The organism is Kitasatospora sp. NPDC059747 (genome assembly GCF_042732955.1).
Classification (GTDB): Bacteria; Actinomycetota; Actinomycetes; order Streptomycetales; family Streptomycetaceae; genus Kitasatospora.
On the sequence record NZ_JBHWGV010000033.1, the window covers coordinates 70,619 to 75,593 of the forward strand.

The 4,975-nt window shown below is 68.3% G+C and carries 1 protein-coding gene and 1 pseudogene; one reads left to right on the top strand and one right to left on the bottom strand.

The features are described from left to right. Positions 1–159 precede the first annotated feature (159 nt). The gene (locus ACFV4G_RS17170; RefSeq protein WP_380441037.1) at positions 160–3,825 is read right to left on the bottom strand and encodes a ricin-type beta-trefoil lectin domain protein; all 3,666 of its coding nucleotides are present in this window, start codon (positions 3,823–3,825) and stop codon (positions 160–162) included. A 394-nt stretch (positions 3,826–4,219) separates the two neighbouring features. Between ACFV4G_RS17170 and ACFV4G_RS17175 the strand changes: the two are divergent. Then, a pseudogene (locus tag ACFV4G_RS17175) lies at positions 4,220–4,975 on the top strand (hypothetical protein); the annotation flags it as partial.

Here is a 4,975-nt window from a genome sequence, read left to right on the forward strand (position 1 = left end):
CGTCTACCCGTCTTCTCTTTCTGCCGCTTGTTCGCTCTTCTCGCGCCTATTGTCTCTTTGGTTCCCGTCTCTTTGGCCTTCTGGCTTTCCCCCCCGCCACAGTCAATCGAGTCAACTCCTCAGGGAACCACGGACCCGGGGTTCCCTGTCTGCGCTACCTCAACTGCTTCGTGGGACCGGTGCCCACTTCTGGGCCGTCCCGCCGTTGCAGTCGAACAGCTGGAGTCGGGTGCCATTGGTGGTGTTGGCGTAGGGGAGGTCGACACAGCGACCGGAGGCGGGGTTGTAGAGAGTGCCGTCCGATCGGGGCAGGAAGATCTGGTTCGGGGATCCGTTCCCACAGGTCCAGAGTTCGAGCGCGGTGCCGTTGGCGGTGCCGTTCTGGGTAGCGTCGAGGCAGCCGCCGAGGACGCGCAGGGTGCCGTCAGGCTTGAAGCTCCACTGGGCGTTGGTGGTGTTGCAGTCCCAGATCTGGACGGCCGCGCCGGGGGCGGAGCTGGCACCGTTGACGTCCATGCACTTGCCGCTCTGGGCGGCGAGGGTGACGGACGTGTTGTCGGCGTAGGTGTTCGAGACAGTGGTGGGGCCGGCGGTCCAGGTGAAGTAGGGGGCCGTGGTGGTGGAGTGGCCGGTCCAGATCTGGATGACGCCAGTGGGCGTGATGCCCCAGAGGGTGGGGGAGCCGCTGTTGGTGAGGTCGCCGTCGGATCCCACGGTGGGCCAGCCGGTGCTGACCAGGCCGCCGGGGCCGTTGATCGTCGTGGGCGGGTCCATGCTGGTGATGCTCGAGTAGGTGACGGAGTCGCCGTATTGGTTGACGCCGTTGATCGTGCCGACGGTGAAGGTGCATGCGCGCAGTTCGCCGGTGCTCTGGTTGCGGGCCCACAGGCCCGGGTGGCCCTGACCCTTCCAGTCACCGGGGGAGATCAGGTCCCAGCCCTTCCAGCCCTTCGTGTCGAGCTTGGTGGGTGAGCCGAAGACGGCCTGGCCCACGGTGGGGTAGAACCAGAGCGCGGCGTCCGTGCCGCCTGCGGTGCTTTCGACGGTGAAGAGGCCGGTGCGGTTCAGGAATTTCTTACTCGGGTCGAGGTTTGTGGTGGTCGGGTCGCCGCTGGCGGCGATCTGGAGGACCTTCGACCAGTCGGCGGCGTAGTCCGTGCAGTCGGGCAGGGTCGCGTCACAGGTGGGCCTCAGCACCGTCTTCGCGGTGCCGAGGACGCCGGCGACGCCGCTGTTGCCGGGGTTGGCGGAGTACCAGAGGTCCGTGTCGTTGTCCCGGTGGGCGATGACATCGTCGACGTTCAGTCCGCCGCGCAGGCTTCCGCGGTGGGTGACGTGGTAGGCGGCCCAGGAGTCGCTGTGGGGGGAGAGCGTCTTCGGGGCGAGCAGTGTGGACTTGGGTGCGGTGGTGGAGGCGCCGATGTTGTAGGCGCGCAGGTCGCCGTTGGGGTCGGCGGTGACGATGTCGGGCAGGGCATCACCGGTGACGTCGCCGAAGACCGGCGCGGGGCTGTTCGGGTTCCACGGGGCGTAGAAGGCGTACTGCGCGACCGGGGAGATGTTGCCGGCGTTGTCCTCGGCCTGGATGTAGAGGACGTTGGTTCCCCAGCGCCCGGCGGTCACCGGGATCTGGCCGCTGGGCATCGAGCTGCCGCACTGCCAGCTGGCGCCGGCGAGCTGGGGGTCGAAGCTCCAGCGAAGGCAGGCAAGGCCGGAGGAATAGCCGCCGCTGGGGGCGGGGTCGGTCGCGGTGAAGGGCACGCCGCCGCTCTGGCCGGCGTAGATCTGGGGGGTCTGGCCGTTGCCGCTGGGCGGGAACTGCTTGGTGGTGTCGCTGACCGTGGTGGGGAAGGTGAGGGTCGGCGGGGTGAGGTCGACCTTGAAGTAGCAGTTCGGGGCGGTGTCGGACCACGGCACACCGTCGAGCTGGTCGGTGGCCCTCATGCTGAAGCCGTAGGCGTGGCCGTCCTGGATCACCCTGCCGGGGACCTGGAAGGTCGTGGTGCCGCCGCTGCCGACGATGTTGCTGTAGCCCGATGCGACGTCGGGGACACCGGGGAGGTTGTAGTCCCAGATGTGGTCCCAGGAGTACAGCTGGCTCTGGGCGTTGCTGGCGACGGTGGCGTTGAGGAAGACCTTATTGTCCTGGTTGGTGCCTGCGCCGAGCCAGGCCCAGTGGTTGGCATTGCCGTCGCCGCAGGACTGGTTGGCCCCGCCGGGGACCACGGTCGTCGGGGCTGGCCACACCGCGGGGTTGGTCGGGGTGTTGGGAATGCGGTCGTACTCGACGTACAGCGACGGCTGGTAGGTGAACCGCTTGAAGGCGTACTGGTTGCTCTCGTCGCCGTAGAGGCCGAAGGTCAGCTGTCCGCTATTGGTGTACTGCTGGAGCGCAGCGGTGACGGTGAACGCGAACGGCACGTTGTCGTAGCAGCCGTTGTGGCCGGAGCCGCCGACCGCCACCGGGCCGAACGAGCCGCTTGTCGCCGAGGGCTGGTTGGACCAGGTCGTGCCGTTGGCGATCGCACCAGTGACGTACAGGTTGAGGTTATACGCGGTAGAGCAGTTGAAGTCTGCGGAGACGTACTCCTGCAGGTTCATCGTCGCGTAGTGGACGACCGTCCCGCTGAGCGCACTGGTATCGAACTGGTAGAAGCTGCGTTCGATGTCTGCGGGGATGCAGCTGCCGCCGTTGGGGTAGGTGCCGCAGACGCCGACGCCCGGGTGGTCGCTGTCCTTGCTGCCCTGGGCTAGCCAGTTGTTGGAGCCGTCGTGCTGCGACTGGACCCAGGTCCAGGCGTTGGCCGACGTGCTCCAGGGCAGGAAGGCGGGGTCGATGTAGTAGGGCGCGGTGCCGTGGGCCAGGAGGTCCTGGTCAGGAGTCAGGTCGATGCCGGTGGCGCCGGCCTTGACCGGCATGTCAGAGACCTTGGAGCCCGCGCCGGGTCCCGCGTCGCTGCCGGCCGGCGCCGCCTTGGCCGGATCCGTCGGAGTGCCGGTGGGTGCCGGGGTATCCGCTGCGGGGGCTGCCATGAGCATCATGGAGGCCTTCACGGCGGGGGCCGAAGAGGGGGTAGGCGCCGCGGAGGTGGGGGTGCTGTCCCACATCTGCGGGGTGCGCGCGGTCCAGCGGGGCTTGCCGTCGGCCGCTGTGGCGGTGATGTTGCCCTTGGCGTCACTGCTGACGGTCACGCCGTCGGCGGTGGTGTCGAAGTGCAGGTTCTTGAGAACCGGGTTGGCGGCGGCGGCCTGGGTCTTGACGACCAGAACGGTCGAGAGGCCGCCGAGCTTGGTGGCGGTGACCTTGAGGTCGATGTCGGGGCCGACGGACGGGTAGACCACGCTGTCGCCGGTGACGGTGGGCGTGGTGAGGGCGAAGGGGGCGGTGAGGGCGAGCTTCTTGCCGTCCGCGCTGGTCATCGTGGCCAGCGGTCCGTTTCCGCCCTTGGACAGCGTCAGCTGGCCTGCTGCGGACTTGGGGGAGAAGGTGCCGTCCTGATTGGCCACGAGGGTGGCGTCCAGCCCCTGCCAGACACCGTTGCGCTTGACACGCTGCTGGTCCGGGTGGCTCGTGAGCGCCAAGTGCCCCGCTGGAGTGGCGACGGTCTCGCTGAACTCGGTGGTGAGCGAGTCGATCGGGACGTTCTTGCCGGTGGCCTTGGCCTGGGCGATCGCCGTCTCGGTGGCGTTGGCGGGCGGGCGCTCCTGCGTCATCTTCGCGGTCGCGGCATCGATAGCGGCCTGCGACGGCGCCTGCGGACTGTCGGCTATGGCCGGGGCCTGCGGCCCTGCAAGGGCGGTCGTGAGTGCCAGGACGGCTGTCACGGCCAACATGCTGGACGACGCACCGTTGTAGCGGCGCTTTCTGGTCAAGACGGGAATCTCCCCCCAATAGGTTCGAAACGACCTGTGTCACTGCAGGTCAGCAGCACACCGTGGACAGCAATCGGGCGGATCGGCAAATTTTTTCGGGATTGAATGCCAGAAATGCAGCTTTTTGATCAACTTTGCAACGCCTGTGATTGTCCTCACTGTCCGCTGCACCTTGACCCACTGTCAGTGCCAATGGCTAGCATCCGGCGGTTCGGATACAGCAGCTGGCTTCCGAATGCGGGGGCCGAAATGTGGGGGTAAATAGGTGTCATTCAGACGACCATCAAGTTTTGAGAGGGAAAGGGGTGGAACGGGCAGGCTGAGGAGTCGGCTCGCGGCCGTCACCATGGCTGCAGTCCTCGCTTCGCTCCTTGCGCCCGTGCCGTTCGCGGTGGCGGCGGACGGGCCGGACTACTCGCGCAAGTGGTCCCCGCCGAACACCACCCTGCCGAAGACGGCCTCGATCGCCGGCCAGAACGTCACACCGGTCCCGGCGCCGAAGCCGGAGCACCCGGTGCCACCGACCTGGACGCCGCCGAAGGGCCCGCAGACGCTCCCGAGTGGCCACGCCTCGGTGACGCTCGGAACCGCGCCCGAGGCGAAGGCACTCGGAGCGGGCGAGAGTCCGCAGGCCGGTGCCGAGGCGAAGGCGTCGGGACTTCCGGTCACGGTCGCGCCGCTGGCGGGCTCGTCGGCTGCGGGTCAGACGATCCAGGTCGACGTGGCGGACGCCAAGTCCACTGCAGCCGCCGGCATTCCGGGTGTGGCGCTGACCCTCACGCGTCCTGGTGCGGGCGATGACGCGCCAGTACGCCTGGGCGTCGAGGCGTCGAGCCTGGACACGGCGTTCGGCGCGGACTGGGCCGCTCGGGCCCACCTGGTGGTCCTGCCGGCCTGCGCGACGACGACGCCGAAGTCCCCGGACTGCCAGAAGCAGACACCCCTCGACTCGCACTACGACCCGGCGACGAAGAAGCTCGTCGCCGACGGTCCCGGGTGCGGGTGGGGTTACGCCCAGTCCGGAACCCAGAAGGCGTGGGGCACCGCGCGGGTCGGCCCCGGGCGGGGCGGGGGGGGCGCTGGGTGGGGGGGTTTTACAATC